This is a genomic window from Pantoea sp. CFCC18177, assembly GCF_059412425.1.
In genome coordinates this window covers 1-19497 of record NZ_JBNBPL010000027.1, presented here as the reverse complement: position 1 = coordinate 19497, position 19497 = coordinate 1, and the positions used below count along the sequence as shown (strand labels likewise).

The following is a 19497-nucleotide window of genomic DNA, read 5'->3' as shown; positions in this document are numbered from 1 at the left end:
ATGGCAAGGCAGTACAGGGCAATAATGAAAAATATCCTCGCAATCCAGTCTCATGTGGTTTACGGCCACGCTGGTAACAGCGCCGCCGAATTCCCAATGCGTCGCATGGGCGCAAACGTTTGGCCGTTGAACACGGTTCAGTTCTCGAATCACACGCAATACGGTCACTGGACCGGCACCGTGATGCCCGCTACCCATCTGACGGATATCGTCAAAGGTATTGCGGCGATCGATCGCCTGAAGACCTGTGATGCGGTGCTGAGTGGTTATTTAGGTTCTGCGGAGCAAGGCGAGCAAATTTTAGAGATCGTGCGCCAGGTAAAAGCGGCCAACCCGAATGCCTGGTTCTTCTGCGATCCGGTGATGGGGCATCCTGAAAAAGGCTGTATCGTTGCGCCAGGCGTTGCGGAGTTCCACTGCAAGATGGCGATGCCCGCCAGCGATATCATCGCACCAAATCTGCTGGAGCTTGAAATGCTCAGCGGCTATGAAATCGCCAACGTTGAGCAAGCGGTGGTGGCGGCTCGCGCATTGGTCGCGCAAGGCCCGAAAGTGGTATTGGTGAAACATCTGGCACGCGCTGGACGTCGCAGCGATCGCTTTGAAATGCTGCTGGTGACGGCTGACGAGTGCTGGCACATCAGCCGCCCGCTGGTGGATTTTGGTGTGCGCCAACCGGTCGGTGTGGGCGATCTCACCAGTGGTCTGCTGTTGGTCGACTTGCTGCACGGTAAATCACTGCAGGATGCGCTGGAACACGTGACGGCGGCAGTGTATGAAGTGATGCTGAAAACCCACGAGATGGGTGAGTACGAATTACAGTTGGTGGCGGCACAGGATGCGATTGCCCAGCCAACCCAGCATTTCGCCGCAGAAAAGCTGTAAGGGCGGCCTNAAGTGATGCTGAAAACCCACGAGATGGGTGAGTACGAATTACAGTTGGTGGCGGCACAGGATGCGATTGCCCAGCCAACCCAGCATTTCGCCGCAGAAAAGCTGTAAGGGCGGCCTTGGGCTGATAACAGCCACTTGAGCGCTTATATCGGTGCGCATGAATGCGCACCCTACATCGACAATGTGAACGTAGTGTAGGGTCGCCATTGATGGCGACCAAAACGCGAGCGCTTAAACCAGCCCTTCCGCTTTCAACGCTGCCTGCACTGCAGGACGTTCAGCGACCCGGTTAAACCACGCTTCCAGCGCATCCAGCCCACTCAGATCCAGCTTGATGGCTTTTGCCCAGCGTGTCACCACGAACAGATACACATCGGCAACGGTATAACGCAGGCCCATCAGCCACTGCTTATCTTCCAGCGCTGCATTCACCGCCTGATATTTCTTCTCAAGCTGCGCACGGACAATCGCTTTGTACTCTTCTGGCGTGTCCGGACGGAACAGTGGAGAGAAAGTTTTGTGCAGCTCACTGCTGACAAAACTCAGCCATTCCAGCGTGTGATAGCGTGTCAGGCTACCGGTGGGTGCCAGCAGATTACGATCCGGTTTGAGATCCGCCAGATACTGCACAATCGCCACGCCTTCGGTCAGCAAACTACCATCATCAAACTGCAGCGCGGGAACCTGTCCTTTCGGGTTAATCTGCCAGTAATCTTCTCCCAACTCGGTGACTTTCTTCTGCAGATCGACATTCACCTGCGTAAAGTCCAGCCCGCATTCACGCGCAACGATGTGCGGTGACAGCGAACAGGCACCGGGCTTGCAATAGAGTTTCATCATGGCTTCTCCTGGAGTGTTGTAGTGATCGAAACAGCATAAATCTGCAAAAAAATTTTACCAGTGACAGCGATCAGGAATCACCGTCTGGGTTGCGCTTTTCTGCCGTGAAGCAGGGAAGCGAAGGCAACTGCTCAAGGGCAAAATCCCAAAATTGACGGACCTTGGGTGTCATATTCTTCACGCGCTGCGCCACCAGTTGGACCGGCAAGGGCGCGGGTTCCCACTCAGGTAATAAACGGACCAGCTTTCCGTCATGCACGTCATCCAGTACCTGATAAGAGAGCAAACGTCCGATGCCCTGGCCGCCGCGCAGTGTTTCCAGCTGGCTGGCAATATCATTAACACGTAAACGGGGGAAAATTCTCACCCGGAGATCGTGGGCGAAGCGCCACTCTCGCGTGTGGCGCAAGCTGGTGATCAGCGCATGTTGCTGGAGTTCAGCTGGATGAGTGGGCACACCGGCCCGCTGTAAATAATCGGGACTGGCGACTAGCGTAGAACGCACGCTCCCTACCTGGCGCGCCACCATTGAGGAGTCCTGCAGCTCACTTATGCGCAGGGCGATATCCAGCCCGTTTTCAATCAGATCCTGATAGCTGTCGCTGAGCACCACTTCGATTTGCATCTCCGGATGCTGCTGCAGAAACGCATTCACCAGTGGCATCACGTGGAGGCGACCAAAAGGAACGGGCGCGGTGATGCGTAACAGCCCCTGTAAGCCGCTGTGGTGCGCGCTATCCAGCGCCTTTTGATAATCACTCAGCAACTGTTGCGCCTGTTCAAACAGCTGCCAGCCGGCTTCAGTGGGTGCCAACTGACGGGTGGTACGCTCAATCAGTGTGGTACTGAAGCGTGATTCCAGGGCATTCAAGGTGCGCGTGATCACCGGAGGAGATCGCTGAAGAAGGCGTGCAGCGCCTGCCAGGCTACCTTGCTGAATCACCGCGACAAAAATCTGTAGCTCTTCAAACCTATCCATGATGATGCCAGCTCGGTTAACAGGGTGCCGTCATCATGCGTTTAATGAGATAAAAAGCGAAGCTTTGGTAGCAGGAAACGTTAAAGAAGCGGGAAGAAAAGGCGGGGGATGTTAAAAAGCCGGGCATTTGCCCGGCTTTCTGGTCTCAAACCTTATTACTGATTGGCGTTAGCGCTTTTCAGTTCCGGTTGAGTAGCATCATTTTGCGTCATGCGATTCAGCAGTGGCGCAGTGATCAGCATCAGGATGGCGATAGCGCCTGTAGCGATACCAATCTGCTGGAACACGTGGCTATACACAGCCAGCGAGGCATGTGGGTCAGTCACATCATTTGGTACTGCCATCAGGTTGGCCACTTTACCGGCAATCATTGCTGCGCCAGCGGTGGTCAGGAACCATGAACCCATGATGAAGCCCATCAGACGCTGTGGTACCAGCTGTGCAACCATCGCCAGACCCAGACCCGAAATCATCAACTCGCCAATACTCTGCAGCGCATAACTGATGATTAACCAGTTAACTGAAACGATACCGGCATCGTTAGCGAATTTGGCGCCAAACGGCAACACCAGGAAGGCGGCAGAACACAACACCATACCAATCGCGAATTTGTGTGGCATCGGCAGTTTGTCGCCCAGCTTGTTATAAACCGCAGCCAGAATCGGGCTCGCCAGCATGATCCAGAACGGGTTCAGCGCCTGGAACTGCTCTGGCTCAAAGGTGATACCCAGAATCGCATGCTCAACGTTGCGGATGGCAAAGAAGTTCAGCGAGGTTGGCATCTGCATGTACAACACGAAGAAAACAATCGCTTCCAGCATCAACAGGAAGGCGACGATCATTTTACGACGTGCGGCGCCTCTCAGCGCAAAGGCTTCCTTGGCAAACACCAGCACGATACCGATGGCAATCACGCCCAGCGCCATACGCGCGATGCTCTGGTGATGCAACAGCCAGGCGGCGATGGCAATCAGGACCACCACGGCAACCAGCGTCATCAGCAGCTTGCTGACATTCAGCGGGGCGAAGTCTGGTTTAGAACCGTAGTTTTTCACCAGACGCTGGCAGAACAGGAAGTTCAGTAGCGTAATCACCAGCCCAACAACCGACAGCGAGAAGGCCGCGCCCCAGCCGTAATGGGCAGCCAGCCACGGAGTCAGCATCATGGAGAACAGCGAACCGATATTGATCGACATGTAGAACATGGTGAAAGCACCGTCGATACGCGGGTCATCTTTCTCATAGCACGTTGAGAGTAGAGACGATGGGTTCGCTTTAAACAGGCCGCTACCGACGGCGATGGTCGCCATACCCGCGTACACCATGGCGGTATCGTGGCCGGAGAAGGCAATCAGCGAATAGCCTAATGCCAGTACTATGACGCCGAGAACGATCACACGTTTGGTACCCAACACTTTATCGCCCAACCAGCCGCCGATGGCGACCATACCGTAAACCAAGGCGCTGAAAGAGGTGAACAGGGTGATGGAGTCCGCTTCGGTCATCCCCAGTTGTTTCACCAGGTAAACCGCCATGATGGCTTGCAGACCGTAGTAGCCAAAACGCTCCCACAGTTCGATGGAGAAGATCAGATAAAACGCTTTCGGTTGCTTGAAGGCGTTGAGGCTTACTGCCTCGTCAGTGTGTTTGTTTGCAGTTGACACGTGTACCTCAGTTTATACATAGCCTGTTTTACGACAGGAATTAAGTCTGCGTCGGGCTGAGTCATCCCGCGCAACATTGTTATTAGAAAGGAAAAACGGCGCCTAATTTGGCTGAATCAGGCCATCAGGGCAAGCATTTTCTGCACGCTGAAATACTTGTAACAGGTAGGGTTAATGCCGTTATAAGAAGTTGTAAATCAGTGTTAAATATTGCTGAGTGGCATTATATCAGAATAAATCTGTCGGCTGGAGATCTGAAGGATCATTTTCCTGAAATAAACCGCTTAATCGGTATTATACAGAACATAACCCTATATATGATTATTTATACCGTCATTACGTCCATGCAAGCTTAATATTTGAGCACAATAGGTTGATTAATGAGCGTAAAGCGCAGCCAGAAGTTTCCAATAGTCTAATTTGTTGATCCTGCGCACATAATTGCGAATTAATTAAACCAGTAAAAGAAGTAAACGTTTGCGTAGATGACATCTGGCGAGTAAATCACCGTTAACAGCGTGGTTTAACCGCATAAAATGTAGGCTTGCAGTTAAATGCGCGAATGCGAAAACCTGATTCATCGCGCCGAACTCCGTTTAGACAGCGACTCAACTTTGCTGTAACCTCGTTTTTTCCCTGAAAGGAAGTCATCATGACGCAGTCCGTTCGTGTCGCCCTGATCGGCGATTACCGTGCCAATGCCGTTGCACACCAAGCCATCCCTCCTGCTGTTCAGCTCGCTGCAAAATCGCTTTCACTCCACGTCACCGCCGACTGGATCGCCACCCCTGAAATTGATCAATGCAATTTGGCCAATTACGATGCCATTTGGGTAGTGCCAGGCAGCCCCTATCTTAATGATGAAGGTGTGTTCGCCACGATCCGTTGGGCACGCGAAAACCACAAACCCTTCCTCGGATCCTGCGGGGGGTTTCAGTATGCGATAGTGGAGTACGCGCGCCATGTGTTGGGTTGGGAAGATGCGTCCCACGCGGAAACCGACAAAGAGGGGCGCTGGGTGATCGCGCCGCTGGCCTGTTCGCTGGTGGAACAGCGCGGGACGGTGACCTTCGAACCGGGATCGCGTATCGCGCAAGCCTACGGTGCATTAGAAAGTGATGAAGGCTATCACTGCAATTTTGGCGTGAATCCGGAATTCAGCGCTGCGCTGGCCAGCAAAAACCTGAATATCATCTCGTGGGATTTGGACGGTGACGTACGCGGTATAGAGTTGACCGACCATCCGTTCTTTGTCGCGACGCTGTTCCAGTCAGAACGTGCGGCGCTACAAAACCGTTTGTCACCGCTGGTTGTTGCCTGGCTGCAAGCTGCAGCGCAATAAGCTCAGAGGAAGGCCTTTAGGCCTTCCCTATATTGACTCATCAAAACACAACAACGGTTTCCGTGCTCGACCCGACTGGTGATAACAGTCGATCGCTGCGCGCCACTCCGTCAGGGGGAATATTTCCACCTCGCCACAATCACTGTTACGCAACAACGGCCAGAGTTGCGCAAACAGGTGCTGCCACTGCGTCATGCCAATCTCACCCAATGTGTGCCGAACATGGAACCAGTGCAGTGCTGGCCGGGCTGCTTTTACCTGCACCGGCTTGCCGCTGAGCACGCCATAAGCGACAAACTGCGCATTTTCATTAAGCTGTTGCCAAATCAACTGCCCGACATCACCGCCCACCGCATCAAACACCACGTCTGTGACAGCGCTGACGGCCTTCAACGCATCTCGCGCTGATTCCTGTATGGGCGTCATACCCATGGCCTGCAAACGTACAGCATGTTCGGCGGCACGAAACACCACCACCACCTGGTTTGCACCCTGACGCAGGGCCCACTGCGCCAGCAACTGTGCGCAGGTAGAACCGCCAGCGGTGATCAACACATTTTTTCCGGTCACGGGCCACTGTTGCAGCATCAATAAGGCGGCAAGCGGATTGATATAGGCGCGGGCAGCAAGCTGATGAGGAATATCGTTGGGCACAGCGATCGCAAGCCGCGCATCAATATCAACATAGCGCTGCCAGCATCCAGCGCCGCGTAACGGTAATACGCGTTGCCCTAAAAGGTGTTGCATCTCTGACGATGCCTCAATAACGGTGCCGACACCTTCATAGCCAGCCACCAGCGGTGGCGCAACACGATGGCGATAGGCACCGGTAATCGGGATCAAATCGGAAGCGTTAACCGGCGCGAAGTGCATTTGCACGCGCAGCATCCCCTCGGCAAGCGGGGATAAGGGGGAGGATTCCAGCATCAGGACTTGGGCAGGATCGCCGAATTGCCGATACCAGAGCGCGAGGTTGCGCTCGGGTAGCGGCAATGCGTCAGAGTTCGGTTTTGGCGTCAAACTCACACAAATCTTCAATCAGACAGGAACCACAGCGTGGTTTACGCGCCACACAGGTGTAGCGACCGTGCAGAATCAACCAGTGGTGGCAATCCACTTTAAAGGCTGAGGGCACCACTTTGATCAGCTTATCTTCCACTTCTTCGACATTCTTTCCCGGTGCAAAACGGGTACGATTGCTGACGCGGAAAATATGGGTATCCACAGCAATGGTCGGCCAACCAAAGGCGGTATTTAACACCACGTTGGCGGTCTTGCGCCCTACGCCCGGCAGCGCTTCCAGCGCGGCACGGTCTTCCGGCACTTCACCGCCATGTTGCTCAATCAGAATACGGCAGGTTTTAATCACGTTCTCAGCCTTGCTGTTAAACAGGCCGATGGTCTTGATGTACTCTTTGACGCCATCTACACCCAGCGCCAGTATCGCCGCTGGGGTATTGGCGACCGGATAGAGCTTAGCCGTGGCTTTATTGACACTGACGTCCGTGGCCTGCGCGGAGAGCAGTACGGCAATCAACAACTCAAACGGCGAGCTGAAGTAAAGCTCAGTGGTAGGGTGCGGATTCTCATCACGCAGGCGTGTGAGAATTTGCAGACGCTTATCTTTATTCACACTGCCTTCCCGGTTTCACCTTGCGGTGCGGCTTCAGGGGCAGCGGCACGATGAGCCGCACGCTGTTTCATCTTTTGATCGATCAGGTATTTCCCTGCAAGCAACATTCCCAAACCGATAAAGGCACCCGGTGGCAGCATCGCCAGCAGCATCGGTGAATCAAAATGGAACACCTCAATGCGCAGCGCTTTGGCCCATGGCCCCAGCAGCTGATCGGCACCGTTGAACAGGGTGCCACTACCAATTAGTTCACGAATCGATCCCAGCGTGACCATGGCACAGGTTGCCCCCATGCCAATGGCAAAACCGTCCAGCGCCGAGAGCGGGATGCTGCTTTTTGATGCCACCGCTTCAGCACGACCCACAACGATGCAGTTGGTTACGATTAAGGGAATAAAAATCCCGAGTGACTGATAAAGTCCGTAAGCGTAGGCATTGATCAGCATCTGAACGCAGCTCACCACCGAAGCAATGATCATCACGTAGATAGGAATACGGATTTCAGCTGGCACCCAACGTCGGGAAGCAGAGATGGCACTGTTGGTGATGGTCAGCACCAGCGTGGTGGCAAGACCCAGTCCAAGGGCGTTAGTGGCTGTTGATGTCACGGCCAGCAGCGGGCACAGGCCCAATAGCTGCACCAGGGCGGAGTTATTTTTCCACAGGCCACCGACCAGTAGGGTTTTGGCTTCACTCATTGGGCATCTCCACATTCGGGCAGCGAAGCGAGCTTCGCTGGCAACGTTTCAATCAGCAGGGCAGTGCGTTTGGTGGCATTGACCACCGCGCGTGGTGTGATAGTCGCACCCGTAAATTGGTCGAATTCACCGCCGTCTTTTTTCACGGCGAAATTCTTATCGTCGGCGCCGTGCACCACTTTACCGTTAAAGCTATTAATCCAGTCCGAAATACGCAGCTCGATTTTATCGCCAAGGCCGGGGGTTTCATGATGTTCGACCACGCGTACACCCAGAACTTTGCCATGAAAGTCGGCACCAACCAGCATCTGAATCGCACCAGAATAGCCGTCTGGCGCGGTAGTCTCAAGCGCCGCCGCAACGGGTTGATCGCCTTTGCGTGCCAGATAGAGATGATGGGGTTTATCATTACCCAACGCGGCGGCATCCGTGACCAGAAAACACTCCCGCTGGATGTGGTTGTCATACAGATCGGTCGGCACCACCTGATCGAGCAGGTTTTTTTGCTGTAAGGCCGTTTGGTGCTCCACCGTCGGCTTGGTGACATAGTTCACCACGGCCGTCACGCCGGTGGTGATCACGGCAAATGCCGCCAGCGTGACCGCATTTTTACGAATAGCTTCGATCATCTTCAATCCTTGCGATGGCCGTAAACGCGCGGCTGGGTGTAGTAATCAATCAGCGGTACGCAGATGTTGGCCAGCAGTACGGCAAACGCCACGCCATCGGGATAACCACCAAAGCTGCGAATCAGCCACACGAGTAAACCAATCAGTGCGCCATACACCAGACGACCACGATTGGTGGTTGATGCCGTAACCGGATCGGTGGCGATGAAAAACGCGCCCAACATGGTGGCACCGGAGAACAGATGAATCAGCGGTGAGTTCAGCGATTCAGGTGAGAACAGCCAACCGAGGGTGGCACAAAAAGCCAGTGAGACCAGGAAGCTAACCGGGATGTGCCAGCGAATCGCATTCTTCGCCAGCAGCAACATGCCGCCTAACAGATAGCCGAGGTTCACCCACTGCCATCCCAGACCCGCCAGCATGCCAGTGTAAATTGGCTCAGCCAGCAGCTGCTCTGCGGTGTGTCCCGCACGCAGACCGGTTTTGAACGTATCCAGCGGTGTGGCCTGGCTCACGCCATCGACGCCAAGTTGCAGCTGTTGCATGGTTTCCCCCGCCAGCGTGTGGTGGGTGAAAATCATACTGAGCGAGTCCAACAAGCCAGGTTTAATCGCCTGTAACGTGTCAGGCGGCATCCAACTGGTCATCTGTACCGGGAACGAGATCAGCAACACCACATAGCCAACCATCGCCGGGTTGAACGGGTTCTGCCCCAAACCGCCGTAAAGCTGTTTAGCGATCACGATAGCGAAGACGGTACCCAGCACCACCAGCCACCAAGGGGCCAGCGGCGGCAAGCTAATGCCGAGCAGCAGTGCAGTCAGTAACGCGGAATTATCGCTCAGCGTTGGCACGACCGGCGCTTTACGCAGGCGCAGAATGGTACCTTCGGTGATCCATGCGGTGGCTGTGGCCAGTAACACCTGAATCAGAAAACCAATGCCAAAGAAATACCATTGCGCGGCCATCCCTGGCAGCGCAGCCAGCACCACCAACAGCATGATATTGCCAGTGCTGCGGCGGTTATGGGTATAAGGGGAACTTGCGATACGAAAAGCCATTTATTCCTCAGTCGTCGAAGGCTGCTGCTGCGCTTTACGCGCTTTGGCACGGGCGACCGCGGCAGCAATTGCCGCTTTGCGTGGGTCGGCGGAGTCAGGAGAGGCAGCAGCCTCCACTTCAGGGGATGATTCAGATTTCACTTCGGCCTGCTGTGCGGCTGCGGCTTTCTTGGCTTTCGCACGCGCAATCGCCGCTTCGACGGCGGCTTTACGCGGATCGACCTCAGCAGCAGGTACATCAGCCGGTTGTTCAGCGGCTGCGGCTTTCTTGGCTTTCGCACGTGCAATGGCCGCTTCGACAGCGGCTTTACGCGGATCGATGTCAGCAGCAGGTGCATCAGCCGGTTGTTCAGCGGCGGCAGCCGCTTTCTTGGCTTTCGCACGCGCAATCGCTGCTTCGACGGCGGCTTTACGCGGATCGACTTCAGCAGCAGGTGCCTCATCGGGTTGTTCAGCAGCAGCAGCCTTCTTGGCTTTCGCACGCGCAATCGCCGCTTCGACAGCGGCTTTGCGCGGATCGACATCAGCAGCAGGTGCTTCTACCGGTTGTTCAGCGGCGGCAGCCGCTTTCTTGGCTTTCGCACGCGCAATCGCCGCTTCGACAGCGGCTTTACGTGGATCGGCTTCAGCAGCAGGTGCCTCAGCCGGTTGCTCCGGCGCAGACGCCTTTTTAGCTTTAGCGCGTGCAATCGCCGCTTCCACCGCGGCTTTACGCGGGTCGCCTGACTGGCGGCTCAGTGCCTGAGTTTCAGCCTGTTTTTCTGCTTGCTGAGCCAGTGCCTGCGCATGACGTGCTTCGCGCTCGGCAGCCTCCTGCTCTGGGGTTTTGGCCTGACGCGCTTTCACACGTTCCACTGCCGCATCGAGTTCACCCTGGTCAGTGCGGGCAACGCGCTGTTTGGCTTGCTCATGACGGGCTTCGCGTGCCAGTTTTTCACGCTCTAAACGCGCCTGACGGGCTTCAAAACGGGCTTTGGCTTCGGCAGTGCGTTTCGCCTCCAGGTCAATGGCACGCAGTTCGGCCTTCTCCTGGCGATAATATTGCACTAATGGAATATTGCTCGGGCAGACATACGCGCAGGCACCGCACTCGATGCAGTCATCAATATTATGCGCGCGTGCTTTATCGTGATCGCCGCCCTGGCTATACCAGAACAGCTGCTGCGGTAACAATTTGGCTGGGCACGCATCGGCACACGCGCTGCAACGAATACAGGACTGCTCTTCTTCGTTATTGCCCATCTCACTGGCAGAGGGGGCCAGAATACAGTTCGAAATCTTCATCAACGGAACATTCAGCGATGGTAAGGTAAAGCCCATTAACGGGCCGCCCATTATTACCATCTGGCGCGCGCTGGGGGTGAAACCGACATGATGCAGCAGATGGCTGACGGGCGTGCCTAAACGACCCCAGACGTTACGCGGCTGGGCAATCGCTTCACCGGTCAGCGTCACAACACGCTCGGTGATCGGCTCGCCATCAACAATGGCGCGTTTGACCGCCCAGGCGGTACCGACGTTTTGCATCAGCACGCCGATATCCGTGGAGCGCCCGCCGTGTGGCACTTCCCGGCCGGTAAGAATCTGCGTCAACTGCTTGGCACCGCCAGAAGGGTATTTGGTTGGGATCACGCGCAGTTGCAACTCGCGATCGCCACCCAACGCCTGCTTCAGTGCAGCAATGGCTTCAGGTTTATTATCTTCAATGCCAATTAACACCCGCTCTGCCTGTAAAACCCAGGCGAGAATACGACAACCTTCCAGCACTTCCGCTGCGCAATCCTGCATTAAGCGGTCATCCGCGGTGATGTAGGGTTCGCACTCGGCTGCGTTGATAATCAGCGTCTTCACACCACGCAGACCACCACGCAATTTAGTCGCCGTAGGGAAACCCGCGCCGCCTAAACCCGCGATACCCGCATCATGGATGCGCTTCACCACCTCTTCACGCGGCAGGGCGCGGAAGTCAGGTTGCGGATCGAGCGTAGTCCAGCGATCTTCGCCATCGGCGCGCAGGAAGATACACAGTTCCGAAAGACCCGAAGGGTGCGCGGTCATATGGGGCGCAATAGCTTCGATGGTGCCGGAGGTGGGAGCATGCACCGGCAACATCCGCCCACCGCCGAAGGTCAGCGGCTGGCCACGCAGCACGTGATCGCCCGGAGAGACACAAATCTCGCCTTCATGGCCAATGTGCTGCTTGAGCGGAATGATAAATTGTTCAGGCAGCGGCAGCTGACTCAGCGGCGTACCGTTTGACTGCGTCTTCATTTCCGGCGGATGAATACCGCCCTGAAAATCCCACAGTTTCTCTTTGCGGAACAGGTTTAACAAATTAAGCATGAGTTTCTACCGGAATCACCCGTACAGGAATGGTGTCGAGATTCCACTTCCAGTTGGCCGTGGTAGTGGCAACCGGACGCATCTCAATGCAGTCGGTCGGGCAGGGGGCAACGCACAGATCGCATCCGGTGCAAACGTCGCTCAACACGGTGTGCATGGCGCGCGTGGCGCCGACAATCGCATCAACCGGGCAAGCCTGAATACATTTGGTACAGCCGATGCAGTTGGCTTCATCAATCCACGCCACGGTGCGGATCGGCTCCTGCACCTCTTCGCCACCATCCAGCGGTTGCGGTTCGACGTTGAGCAGCGCAGCCAGTTTAAGCATGGTTTGCTCGCCGCCTGGCGCACACTTGTTGATGGCTTCACCGTTGTTGCCGACGGCGTCTGCATACGGACGACAGCCCGGATAACCGCACTGGCCACACTGGCTTTGCGGCAGAATACTGTCGATCTGTTCTACGATCGGATCTTCTTCCACTTCAAATCGACGCGAGGCATAGCCAAGCAGGGCACCGAATACCAGGCCCAACGCAGCTAATGCCACAATAGCAATCCAAATCGCGGTCATTAGAATTTCACCAGACCGGTAAAGCCCATAAAGGCTAAGGCCATCAAGCCTGCGGTGATCAGCGCAATAGAGTTGCCTTTGAATGGCGCGGGCACGTTGGCCAGCACCAGACGTTCACGCATACCGGCGAACAGCACCATCACCAGCGAGAAGCCCAGTGAGGCGCTAAAGCCATAGATCGCCGCCTGCAGGAAGGTATGGTTGAGATTAACGCTCAACAATGGCACGCCTAATACCGCGCAGTTGGTGGTGATCAGTGGCAGGAAGATGCCCAGCAAGCGGTACAGTGACGGGCTGGTTTTGCGCACCACCATTTCGGTGAACTGAACGACAACCGCGATCACCAGGATATAGGCCAGGGTGCGCAGGTAAACCAGGTCAAGCGGGACCAGGATCAGGTGGTTCACCAGCCAGGCGCAGATCGCCGCCAGGGTGATCACGAAAGTGGTGGCAAGTCCCATGCCAATGGCCGTTTCCAGTTTTTTTGACACGCCCATAAACGGGCATAGGCCGAGGAATTTGACCAACACGAAGTTGTTCACCAGCACGGTGCCAATAAAGAGAAGTAAGTAATCGGTCATTTTTTAACCTGGGAAGCCGAAAGGCGACTATTATCCGGAATTGAGAGGTGCATCTCAACCTCTACACAAAAAGTGCGGCAGTTGAGAGCACTCAGAATTAAATTCCTGACGAAACTCGCACCATTATGGCTGGATAAACGTCTGTTTCACGCGCTGTGAGCGCTTGAGATAGGGAACAAACACCGCGGCGGCCAGCAACGACAGCAGCAGGGTCTGAATCGCTTTGCCATCGGGCACTGGGGTAAAGGCAAAGGTTTTGAGTGCTAACAACACCGTCAGCAGCAGCCAGAGAATGTAATGACGCGGTAAGCGGCGCGAACGTTTACAAAAAATCCAGCACACCCAAATACTGTAAACCCACACCAGCCCAGCCGTGAGCAGGGAAATCGACCATTGGGTCAATAGCAGACCACCGTGAGAAAACAGGGTTTCACGTAATTCGGTGTTGAACAGTGGGCTGAGATACATCGCCACCACCAGGGCACTGGTCAACATGGTCATTATCAGCCAAGCCAGCGGCAGTAATAGCCAACCAGCGATGCGCGGCGGGTTCACCGGTTCGGTCATCTTGCAGATCCTGTAACGAATAAGAGAAGGCGTATTATGTCCAAACGGGGCACGCCCGACATGGACAACGCAATAGTGCAGAAAAAGGCAGGAAAATCCAATTACATTACATAGCGCCAGACAGATTTTGGCACGCAGCCTAAATCGAAGAGGCGGCCGCCGGAAACAAGTTCAGCACGGCGATGGTCGGCGGCACGATACATATTGATGATGTCATTATCATCGGTCAGCGAATAATTGAGATGGTCATAGAGCTTTTCCAGACTATCGAGATTATTCACTTTACGGAATTTCAGCAGGTAATCGAGCGCAGTCATGATTGCCATTTAAAAAAATAAAGTACTGGGAAGTGCCCAAGTATAGGGAGCACACGGCCAGAGTCCATATGTCAGCGTTAAAAAAATTCAAAAATCAGACAAGGCGAGCTAATTTGTTTATCAAAAGGCATTTTTTCTCCCTTTCTTGTTTTTTTACGCCCATTTCTTACTGTATCTAAGGCAAATTGCCCCTTGATATTCGGGGGGCGTGAAAAAATTTCACACCCTCAAAATCTCGTCTCTTTCTGCCTGTTTTAGCCCGTTAAATGGCTTATTTCTTTATCAGGCTACGCATAATTAGCTGATTTATTACCAGTTGGTTTGCAAGTTAATGCACGGCTCTTGAAACCACCGATCACATAGTGTGCGAATAGTCACAATTCTGATCATTGCTCACGTCTACAGCGCATAACCATTCTTTACGTAGCAGCTGTAATCGCTTCCAGTTGTTGTGCACATAACCGATTCTGTTTATTACCTTTATTTAACAGCAGTTGAAATAAATCACAGGTGAAATGTCCATAAAGCTGGTACGACTTCTGACGGGGCTAATTCCGTAACTCCTTTAATTCATTCTAATTTGTGAGGCATGTCGCGCTTGTTTATTTCCTTTTGCGCCAGGCTTAATCCGCGTTTTGTACCCCTACAGCACACTCCCTTCAGAGGAATGAAATTATGTGGAAACGTTTACTCTTGACCGCCATGGTGAGTTCAGCACTCAGCGCATCTGTACTGGCTGCAGATATGACGGTGGGCTTCTCACAGGTTGGCTCGGAATCTGGCTGGCGTTCAGCAGAAACCAACGTGGCGAAAAGTGAAGCGCAAAAGCGCGGTATCACTTTGAAAATCGCCGATGGTCAACAGAAGCAGGAAAACCAAATCAAAGCGGTGCGTTCATTCATTGCACAGGGTGTTGATGCGATCTTTATCGCGCCGGTGGTGCAAACGGGCTGGGAACCGGTATTGGAAGAAGCGAAAGACGCGAAGATTCCGGTGTTCCTGTTAGACCGCGCCATCGTGGTGAAAGACAAGTCACTTTATATGGCCGTGGTGACGGCGGATAACGTGCTGGAAGGCAAGTTGATTGGTGACTGGCTGGTTAAAACGGTGGGTGATAAGCAGTGTAACGTGGTTGAGTTGCAGGGCACGGTGGGTGCCAGCGTCGCGATCGATCGTAAGAAAGGCTTTGCGGAGGCCATCGCGGGCCACAATAACATTAAGGTGATCCGCTCTCAGTCTGGCGACTTTACCCGCAGTAAGGGTAAAGAAGTCATGGAGAGCTTCATCAAGGCGGAGAACAACGGCAAGAACATTTGCATGGTTTACGCCCACAACGATGACATGGCAATCGGCGCGATTCAGGCGATCAAAGAAGCTGGCCTGAAACCCGGCAAGGATATCCTGACCGGTTCAATCGATGGCGTGCCAGATATCTACAAAGCGATGCTGGCAGGAGAAGCCAATGCCAACGTTGAATTGACGCCAAATATGGCCGGTCCGGCCTTTGACGCGCTGGAGAAATTCAAGAAAGACGGCACCTTGCCGCCAAAAATCATCAAGACCGAATCGAAACTGTATCTGCCAGATTCTGCGCAGGCCCAGCTCGATACCAAAAAAGGCATGGGTTACTGATCCCCGCAGCCGCCCTTCGGGGCGGTTTTTCATGACGTAAGGCGAGGTAGAACCTGATGAGCACCTCCGATGAATCCGCACTCCTGACGCTGCAAGGCATCAGCAAAGGTTTTCCCGGTGTTAAAGCGCTGGATAATGTTTCGTTCAGTATTCGCAAAGGCGAGATCATGGCGCTGCTGGGTGAAAACGGTGCGGGAAAATCCACACTGATTAAAGTATTGACCGGTGTTTACACCCGTGATGCTGGCACCATTACACTGAATGGCAAAACCATTTCCCCGCACAACACGGCCGAAGCTCAGCAGATGGGCATTGGCACCGTGTATCAAGAAGTGAACCTGCTGCCGAACATGTCGGTGGCAGACAATCTCTATATTGGCCGTGAGCCACGCCGATTCGGCATGATTGATCGCAAGCGAATGGTGCGCGATGCCGATGCACTGATGCGTAATTACGGCTTTGCACTGGATGTGACACGTCCGCTGGGGCATTACTCGGTGGCGATGCAGCAAATTATTGCGATTTGTCGCGCGGTGGATCTGTCGGCACAGGTGTTGATTCTCGATGAACCTACCGCCAGCCTCGATGCCAGTGAAGTGGAGATGCTTTTTACTCTGATGGCGCAGTTAAGAGCCAAAGGGATGAGCCTGATTTTTGTTACGCACTTTTTAGACCAGGTGTATCGCATTACCGACCGTATCACGGTGCTGCGCAATGGTCAGTTTATCGCGACGCGCGAGACGGCATCGCTGCCGCAAATTGATCTGATCAAACTGATGCTGGGCCGCGAACTGCTGGAAACCGCATTGCAGCGACAGGGCAGTACTCTGCGCAGCAATCAACCGGTGGTGGAATTTGAAGATTACGGCAAGAAGGGCACCATCGAGCCGTTTAACTTGCAGGTTCGACCGGGTGAAGTGGTCGGTTTGGCCGGATTACTCGGTTCGGGTCGAACTGAAACCGCTGAAGTGCTGTTCGGTATTCGTCGTGCCGATCGCGGTACGGCAAAAATCAAAGGGAAAGTGCAGCACATTCGCACCCCGGCGAAAGCTTCGCATCTTGGCATGGGCTTTTGCCCGGAAGATCGCAAAACCGACGGCATTATCGGTGCGGCCAGCGTGCGCGAGAATATCATTCTGGCGTTGCAGGCTCAGCGCGGCTGGCTGCGACCGATCAAGCGCCGTGAACAACAGGCGATAGCCGAACGTTTTATTAAAAGTCTCGGTATCCGCACGCCGCACCCCGATCAGCCGGTAGAGCTGCTGTCGGGGGGGAATCAGCAGAAGGTGTTGCTGTCACGCTGGCTGGTGACCAAGCCACAATTTTTGATCCTCGACGAACCTACACGCGGTATCGATGTGGGAGCGCACGCCGAGATTATTCGCTTAATTGAATCCCTGTGCGCCGATGGACTGGCGCTGTTAGTTATTTCCTCTGAACTGGAAGAACTGGTGGGCTACGCCGATCGTGTGTTGATCATGCGCGATCTGAAGCAAGTGGCCGAAATCCCGCTGGAGCAGCTGTCGGTGGCGTCGATCGTTAATGCCATCGCTGACGGAGGAGCACAACATGCTTGAATCGCCTATGACACAGCCTAAACCCGAACGGCGTAAGCCGAAATTGCCGCCTGGCATGCCACAGATTGCCGCACTGATTTTGGTGCTGCTGGTGGATAGCCTGGTGGCGAACAATTTTTTTGCCATCCATGTGCAGGAGGGCCGTTTATTCGGTAGTCCGATCGATATCCTCAATCGCGCGGCACCGGTTGCGCTTTTGGCCATTGGTATGACGTTGGTGATCGCGACTGGCGGCATCGATTTGTCAGTCGGCGCGGTGATGGCGATTGCCGGCGCAACCGCCGCCACGCTGACCGTAGCAGGACACAGCCTGGGCTTTATTATCCTTGCTACGCTGGGTACTGGGCTGGCCTGCGGTTTGTGGAATGGGGTTTTGGTGGCGCTGCTGAAGATTCAACCCTTTGTCGCCACGTTGATTTTGATGGTGGCGGGGCGGGGTATAGCGCAGCTGATTACCCAAGGGCAAATTGTGACCTTTAACAGTGATAGCCTGGGCTGGTTTGGTAGCGGTTCGCTGTGGCTGATGCCGGTACCGGTATGGATTACCTTGCTGGTGGCATTGCTGGTGTGGTTGCTGACGCGCAAAACCGCACTTGGCCTGTTTATTGAAGCGGTGGGGATTAACTTACGCGCTGCGCGCAATGCAGGGGTGACCGGCTGGCTGGTGGTGATGTCAACCTATGCGATTAGCGGCGTGTGTGCCGCCGTGGCGGGGTTGATTGTGGCGGCAGATATTCGCGGCGCAGATGCCAATAACGCCGGTCTGTGGCTGGAGTTGGATGCCATTCTGGCAGTGGTGATTGGCGGCGCATCGCTGATGGGTGGGCGCTTTAATCTGGTTTTGTCGTTGATTGGTGCGTTGATTATTCAGTCGATGAATACCGGTATTTTGCTGTCAGGTTTCCCGCCTGAATTGAATCAGGTGGTGAAAGCCGTGGTGGTGATGTGCGTGCTGTTGCTGCAATCACCGCGCTTTATCGCGATGCTGAAAGGGAGACGTCCAAAATGATCAAGCGCCATCTGCCTTTGATGATTACGCTGCTGGTGTTTGTCGCCGGTTATTTGTTTTGTCTGAGTCAGTTTCCTGGCTTTGCCTCGACGCGCGTGATTTGCAATATCCTGACCGATAATGCGTTTTTGGGCATTATCGCAGTGGGGATGACCTTTGTGATTTTGTCCGGCGGGATTGATTTGTCAGTGGGTGCCGTTATCGCCTTTAGCGGGGTGTTTCTGGCGCGGATTATTGGCGATTACCATGTCGATCCGGTTCTGGCGTTCGCCATTGTGTTAGCGATGGGCGCACTGTTTGGCGCCATGATGGGGTGGCTGATTGATGCCCTGAAGATCCCGGCTTTTATTATTACCCTGGCCGGGATGTTTTTCCTGCGCGGCTGTAGTTATTTGGTGTCGGAGAACTCGATTCCTATCGATCATCCGCTGTATACCACGTTGTCGAGTCTGGCGTGGAAGATCCCCGGCGGTGGAAGGCTGAGCCTGTTGGCGGTGATTATGCTGGTGGTCGTGGTGGGGGGAATTATCCTCGCGCATCGTACCCGGTTTGGTAATCAGGTTTATGCCATCGGCGGTAATTTGACGTCTGCACAGTTGATGGGGGTGTCCACCCGAGCGACCACCATTAAGATCTATATGCTTTCGACGACACTGGCGACTTTAGCGGGGATTGTGTTTTCAATTTATACCTCCGCAGGTTATGCGCTGGCGGGTTTGGGCGTGGAGTTGGATGCGATTGCTTCAGTGGTGATCGGCGGTACGCTTCTTTCGGGCGGTGTCGGTACGGTGCTCGGCACGCTGTTTGGGGTGTTGATTCAGGGGTTGATTCAGACCTGGATTAACTTCGACGGGACGCTGAGTTCGTGGTGGACGAAGATTGCCATCGGTATTCTGCTGTTTGCCTTTATCGCGTTGCAGCGTTTGCTGACCGTGATGTGGGATCGCCAGAAGAATGCACCGGTTAAACGCCTGACGTCGTGAGTGTATGGCCTCGTAGGGTGTGCATTTATGCGCACTTGTTGCTGGGTTTGGCTGGGGTTGCTGCGGGTATCGTGCCCGGCCCCATAAAGGCCAGCCCGATCGCAAAGGAATCTCGCATCCATGCAGATCGGCCGCCGCATCCCGGCGGCGGACGCTTTGCTCTTCGGGCTGGCCTTC

19 protein-coding genes and 1 pseudogene are annotated in these 19497 nt (G+C 54.5%); 7 read left to right on the top strand and 13 right to left on the bottom strand.

All coding sequences use genetic code 11. The features are described from left to right. Window positions 1–24 precede the first annotated feature (24 nt). Together pdxY and ACPUC8_RS21535 are read left to right on the top strand one after the other, a co-directional pair. Complete coding sequence (gene pdxY / locus ACPUC8_RS21540; protein ID WP_494927283.1) at window positions 25–885, top strand: pyridoxal kinase PdxY; 861 nt, start codon at window positions 25–27, stop codon at window positions 883–885. A 12-nt stretch (window positions 886–897) separates the two neighbouring features. Beyond that, window positions 898–1002 (top strand): annotated as a pseudogene (locus tag ACPUC8_RS21535) (pyridoxal kinase); the annotation flags it as partial. Between the two features lie 123 nt (window positions 1003–1125). Here the strand turns inward: ACPUC8_RS21535 and gstA are convergent. The 3 genes from gstA to dtpA all read right to left on the bottom strand — a co-directional run bounded on the left by gstA (window position 1126) and on the right by dtpA (window position 4377). Beyond that, window positions 1126–1731: a glutathione transferase GstA gene (gene gstA / locus ACPUC8_RS21530; protein WP_201023820.1), complete on the bottom strand. Its 606-nt coding sequence runs from the start codon at window positions 1729–1731 to the stop codon at window positions 1126–1128. A 73-nt stretch (window positions 1732–1804) separates the two neighbouring features. Further along, a complete protein-coding gene (locus ACPUC8_RS21525; protein WP_494927282.1) occupies window positions 1805–2713 on the bottom strand; it encodes a LysR family transcriptional regulator in 909 nt (302 codons plus the stop codon). 155 nt (window positions 2714–2868) lie between these two features. Further along, complete coding sequence (gene dtpA / locus ACPUC8_RS21520) at window positions 2869–4377, bottom strand: dipeptide/tripeptide permease DtpA (RefSeq protein WP_039336859.1); 1509 nt, start codon at window positions 4375–4377, stop codon at window positions 2869–2871. 652 nt (window positions 4378–5029) lie between these two features. Here dtpA and ACPUC8_RS21515 point away from each other — a divergent pair. Further along, window positions 5030–5719: a CTP synthase C-terminal region-related (seleno)protein gene (locus ACPUC8_RS21515; protein ID WP_039336860.1), complete on the top strand. Its 690-nt coding sequence runs from the start codon at window positions 5030–5032 to the stop codon at window positions 5717–5719. A gap of 27 nt (window positions 5720–5746) precedes the next feature. Here ACPUC8_RS21515 and ACPUC8_RS21510 read toward each other — a convergent pair whose 3' ends face one another. The 10 genes from ACPUC8_RS21510 to ydgT all read right to left on the bottom strand — a co-directional run bounded on the left by ACPUC8_RS21510 (window position 5747) and on the right by ydgT (window position 14119). Further along, entirely contained in the window at window positions 5747–6745 is a 999-nt protein-coding gene (locus ACPUC8_RS21510; protein WP_494927281.1) for a zinc-dependent alcohol dehydrogenase family protein, read from the bottom strand. After that, window positions 6717–7352 carry an endonuclease III gene (gene nth, locus ACPUC8_RS21505; protein ID WP_039336861.1) on the bottom strand — a complete coding sequence of 212 codons (636 nt, stop codon included), beginning with the start codon at window positions 7350–7352 and terminating at the stop codon, window positions 6717–6719. Before nth ends, ACPUC8_RS21510 begins: the two co-directional genes overlap by 29 nt. Then, complete coding sequence (locus ACPUC8_RS21500; RefSeq protein WP_039336862.1) at window positions 7349–8050, bottom strand: electron transport complex subunit E; 702 nt, start codon at window positions 8048–8050, stop codon at window positions 7349–7351. The genes nth and ACPUC8_RS21500 overlap by 4 nt, the downstream gene beginning before the upstream one ends. Beyond that, on the bottom strand, window positions 8047–8679 hold the full coding sequence (gene rsxG / locus ACPUC8_RS21495; RefSeq protein WP_494927280.1) for an electron transport complex subunit RsxG: 633 nt from the start codon (window positions 8677–8679) through the stop codon (window positions 8047–8049). Before rsxG ends, ACPUC8_RS21500 begins: the two co-directional genes overlap by 4 nt. Window positions 8680–8681: 2 nt before the next feature. Beyond that, window positions 8682–9740, bottom strand: a complete 1059-nt coding sequence (gene rsxD, locus ACPUC8_RS21490) for an electron transport complex subunit RsxD (protein ID WP_494927279.1) — start codon at window positions 9738–9740, stop codon at window positions 8682–8684. After that, window positions 9741–12083 (bottom strand): electron transport complex subunit RsxC, encoded by a 2343-nt coding sequence (gene rsxC / locus ACPUC8_RS21485; protein ID WP_494927278.1) that lies wholly within the window; start codon window positions 12081–12083, stop codon window positions 9741–9743. Continuing rightward, window positions 12076–12654: an electron transport complex subunit RsxB gene (rsxB, locus tag ACPUC8_RS21480; RefSeq protein WP_039331013.1), complete on the bottom strand. Its 579-nt coding sequence runs from the start codon at window positions 12652–12654 to the stop codon at window positions 12076–12078. The genes rsxC and rsxB overlap by 8 nt, the downstream gene beginning before the upstream one ends. Next, window positions 12654–13235 (bottom strand): electron transport complex subunit RsxA, encoded by a 582-nt coding sequence (gene rsxA / locus ACPUC8_RS21475; protein ID WP_039331012.1) that lies wholly within the window; start codon window positions 13233–13235, stop codon window positions 12654–12656. Before rsxA ends, rsxB begins: the two co-directional genes overlap by 1 nt. A gap of 123 nt (window positions 13236–13358) precedes the next feature. Further along, complete coding sequence (locus ACPUC8_RS21470) at window positions 13359–13802, bottom strand: DUF2569 domain-containing protein (RefSeq protein ID WP_039331010.1); 444 nt, start codon at window positions 13800–13802, stop codon at window positions 13359–13361. A gap of 101 nt (window positions 13803–13903) precedes the next feature. Further along, window positions 13904–14119, bottom strand: coding sequence for a transcription modulator YdgT (gene ydgT, locus ACPUC8_RS21465; protein WP_039331009.1), 216 nt, complete (start codon window positions 14117–14119; stop codon window positions 13904–13906). 675 nt (window positions 14120–14794) lie between these two features. Here ydgT and ytfQ point away from each other — a divergent pair. The 4 genes from ytfQ to yjfF are packed head-to-tail and all read left to right on the top strand — an operon-like array spanning window position 14795 to window position 19320. Further along, window positions 14795–15751, top strand: a complete 957-nt coding sequence (gene ytfQ / locus ACPUC8_RS21460; protein ID WP_039331008.1) for a galactofuranose ABC transporter, galactofuranose-binding protein YtfQ — start codon at window positions 14795–14797, stop codon at window positions 15749–15751. A gap of 56 nt (window positions 15752–15807) precedes the next feature. After that, the gene (locus tag ACPUC8_RS21455; RefSeq protein ID WP_039331007.1) at window positions 15808–17328 is read left to right on the top strand and encodes a sugar ABC transporter ATP-binding protein; all 1521 of its coding nucleotides are present in this window, start codon (window positions 15808–15810) and stop codon (window positions 17326–17328) included. Further along, complete coding sequence (ytfT, locus tag ACPUC8_RS21450) at window positions 17321–18337, top strand: galactofuranose ABC transporter, ATP-binding protein YtfT (RefSeq protein WP_039331006.1); 1017 nt, start codon at window positions 17321–17323, stop codon at window positions 18335–18337. The genes ACPUC8_RS21455 and ytfT overlap by 8 nt, the downstream gene beginning before the upstream one ends. Next, window positions 18334–19320: a galactofuranose ABC transporter, permease protein YjfF gene (yjfF, locus tag ACPUC8_RS21445; protein ID WP_039331005.1), complete on the top strand. Its 987-nt coding sequence runs from the start codon at window positions 18334–18336 to the stop codon at window positions 19318–19320. Before ytfT ends, yjfF begins: the two co-directional genes overlap by 4 nt. Window positions 19321–19497 lie beyond the last annotated feature (177 nt).